Here is a 3074-nt window from a genome sequence, read left to right as displayed (position 1 = left end):
CGTCCAGGCCCGCTTCCGCCTGCCGGACGAAGGTGGCGAAGATCTGTTCGCGCACTATTCGGCCATCCAGATGGAGGGTTATAAAACCCTTAAGGCGGGTCAACTGGTCGCGTTCGATATCACCAAAGGTGATAAAGGCTACCACGCCACCAACATCATTTCTTCCGATGCCCATCAGGCCGACGAGCGCGCCGCCGCCAACAATGGCGCCGGAGAGCGACGGGACTTCGATTCCGCCCCCGGCAAGCCGGCCGCCGTCACGACTCACTGACCGAGTCGCCACGCACCGATCCTGATCCGATCTGAAACAAAAACCCCCGGCGCCCTGATGGACCCCGGGGGTTTTTCGCACCATCAAGCACCCTTCCCTGTGCTGTATATGGCGTCGATCAGGCGTTTTTCAAGGCATCCAGCGCGGCATTGAGCGTTGCGCTCGGGCGCATGACGTCAGACACCTTGCGGGTGACCGGACGGTAGTAGCCACCGATGTCCACCGGCTTGCCCTGCACGCCGTTCAGCTCGGCCACGATCTTGTCTTCCTCGGCCCTCAGGGTTTTCGCCAGCTCGGTGAAACGCTGCTTGAGCTCAGCATCGTCAGACTGAGCCGCCAGTGCTTCTGCCCAGTACAGCGCCAGGTAGAAGTGACTGCCCCGGTTGTCCAGCTCGCCGGTTTTGCGCGAGGGTGACTTGTTGTTTTCCAGGAAGTCCGCATTGGCCTTGTCCAGAGCATCGGCCAGCACCTTCGCCTTGGCATTGCCGGTGACCTTGCCGAAGTGACGCAGTGATTCCACCATCGCCAGGAATTCACCCAGGGAATCCCAACGCAGGTGATTCTCCTCCAGCAACTGCTGAACATGCTTGGGGGCCGAGCCGCCGGCACCGGTCTCAAACAGGCCGCCGCCATTCATCAGCGGCACAATGGAGAGCATCTTCGCACTGGTGCCCAGCTCCATGATCGGGAACAGGTCCGTCAGGTAATCGCGCAGCACGTTACCGGTCACGGAAATGGTGTCCTTGCCCTGACGGATGCGCTCCAGGGAGAAGGTCATGGCATCCACCGGCGCCATGATGTGAATTTCCAGGCCGCTGGTGTCGTGCTCTTTCAGGTACTGCTCCACTTTCTTGGTGACCTGGGCGTCGTGAGCGCGCTTGGAGTCCAGCCAGAACACGGCCGGGGCGCCACTCTCGCGAGCGCGGTTGACCGCCAGCTTGACCCAGTCGCGGATCGGCGCATCTTTGACCTGGCACATGCGGAAGATATCGCCCGCCTCGACGCTCTGCTCGATCAGCACCTGGCCGCTGGCATCCACCACCTGAACCTTGCCGCTGGCCGGCACTTCAAAGGTCTTGTCGTGTGAACCGTACTCTTCGGCCTTCTGGGCCATCAGGCCAACGTTGGACACGCTGCCCATGGTGGTCGGATCGAAAGCGCCATTGGTTTTACAGTCGTCAATCACAGCCTGGTAAATGGTGGCGTAGCAGCGATCCGGGATCACGGCCTTGGCATCGTGGCGAGCATTGTCCGCGCCCCACATCTTGCCGGAATCACGGATCATGGCGGGCATGGAGGCATCGATGATCACATCGCTGGGAACATGCAGGTTGGTGATGCCTTTATCGGAGTTGACCATGGCCAGGCGGGGGCGTTCGTTGTACACCGCTTCCACATCGGCAATGATGGCCTTGCGCTGATCTTCCGGCAGTTGCTCAACACAGGAGTAGAGATCGCCGATACCGTTGTTGGCATCAAAGCCGACCGACTTCAGGGCCGCCTCGTGTTTCTTCAGCGCGTCGGCGTAGAACACTTCCACGGTATGACCAAACAGAATCGGGTCGGAGACCTTCATCATGGTCGCCTTCAGGTGCAGCGAAAAGAGCACGTCTTTGGCTTTGGCATCGTTGATCTCGGCTTCCAGGAAGTCCCGCAACGCCTGCTTGCTCATGACCGCCGCGTCAATGATCTCGCCGTCGAGCAGCGCGGTTTTCTCTTTCAGGATCTGAGTGTCGCCCGCATCGGTGACCAGCTGAATTTTTACGTCGGTGGCTTTCTCCACCAGCACGGACTGCTCGCTGCCGTAAAAATCGCCGTGGGACATGTGAGACACGTGAGACTTGGAGTCGGCGGACCAGGCACCCATCTTGTGCGGGTTCTTGCGCGCATACTGCTTGACCGAGGCCGGAGCACGACGATCGGAGTTGCCTTCGCGCAGGACCGGGTTAACGGCACTGCCTTTCACCTTGTCGTATTTGGCTTTGACCGCTTTCTCTTCATCGGTCTTGGGCTCATCCGGGTAGTCCGGCAGGTCGTAGCCCTGCTTCTGCAGCTCTTTGATGGCCGCCTTCAACTGGGGAATGGACGCACTGATATTGGGCAGTTTGACGATGTTGGCTTCCGGCGTTTTGGCCAGCTCGCCCAGCTCAGCCAGATCATCGGCGATGCGCTGTTCTTCGCTCAGACGCTCGGGAAACTGGGAGATGATCCGTCCGGACAGGGAGATGTCACGGGTCTCAATCGCGACGCCGCAGGGTTCGGCAAAGGCGCGAACGATGGGCAGCAGAGAGTAGGTCGCCAGCGCGGGCGCCTCGTCAGTTTCCGTGTAGATGATTTTGGATTCGGTCATGATAAGCTGTCACTCCATCTTGTCTGGGGGTGTGCCGGTGTTTTGATCGCGCGCATTATACCAGTAATGACCACGCCCGGCATGAAACGAGGTTATCTGTGGCACGTCTGTTGTTGTTCAATAAGCCCTATGGGGTACTCACCCAGTTCACCGATGCCCAGGGCCGGGACACTCTGGCCCGTTACATTGATGTCCCCGGTGTCTACCCGGCCGGCCGCTTGGACCGCGACTCCGAGGGCCTGCTGTTGCTCACCGATGATGGCCAGGTACAGCACCAGATCGCCCACCCGCTGCACAAGCTGCCCAAGGTGTATTGGGTGCAGGTGGAGGGCGCGCCCGACAAGTCGGCTCTGCAGGCGTTGCGTGAGGGTGTCACGCTCAACGACGGCCGGACTCGCCCGGCCAAGGTAAAAGTGATTCCCGAACCGCCCCTCTGGCCCCGGAACCCGCCGG

3 protein-coding genes are annotated in these 3074 nt (G+C 60.4%); 2 read left to right on the top strand and 1 reads right to left on the bottom strand.

Annotated elements, in window-relative coordinates:
- The coding region (locus tag B3187_RS05135) for a cold shock domain-containing protein (RefSeq protein WP_414673677.1) at positions 1–271 on the top strand (271 nt) is incomplete at its 5' end.
- 118 nt (positions 272–389) lie between these two features.
- On the opposite strand, the gene B3187_RS05130 is transcribed toward B3187_RS05135, so the two are convergent.
- A complete protein-coding gene (locus B3187_RS05130) occupies positions 390–2624 on the bottom strand; it encodes an NADP-dependent isocitrate dehydrogenase (protein ID WP_339618257.1) in 2235 nt (744 codons plus the stop codon).
- Between the two features lie 95 nt (positions 2625–2719).
- On the opposite strand from B3187_RS05130, the gene B3187_RS05125 reads away from it, so the two are divergent.
- Positions 2720–3074 (top strand): pseudouridine synthase (locus tag B3187_RS05125; protein ID WP_286804918.1); only part of this gene is annotated, 355 nt, incomplete at its 3' end.

Origin of the sequence: Marinimicrobium sp. UBA4209, assembly GCF_002381585.1 — a bacterium.
Taxonomy (GTDB): domain Bacteria; phylum Pseudomonadota; class Gammaproteobacteria; order Pseudomonadales; family Cellvibrionaceae; genus Marinimicrobium; species Marinimicrobium koreense.
Note: the sequence above shows the minus strand (reverse complement) of the source record. Positions and strands in the feature narration are given on the sequence as shown.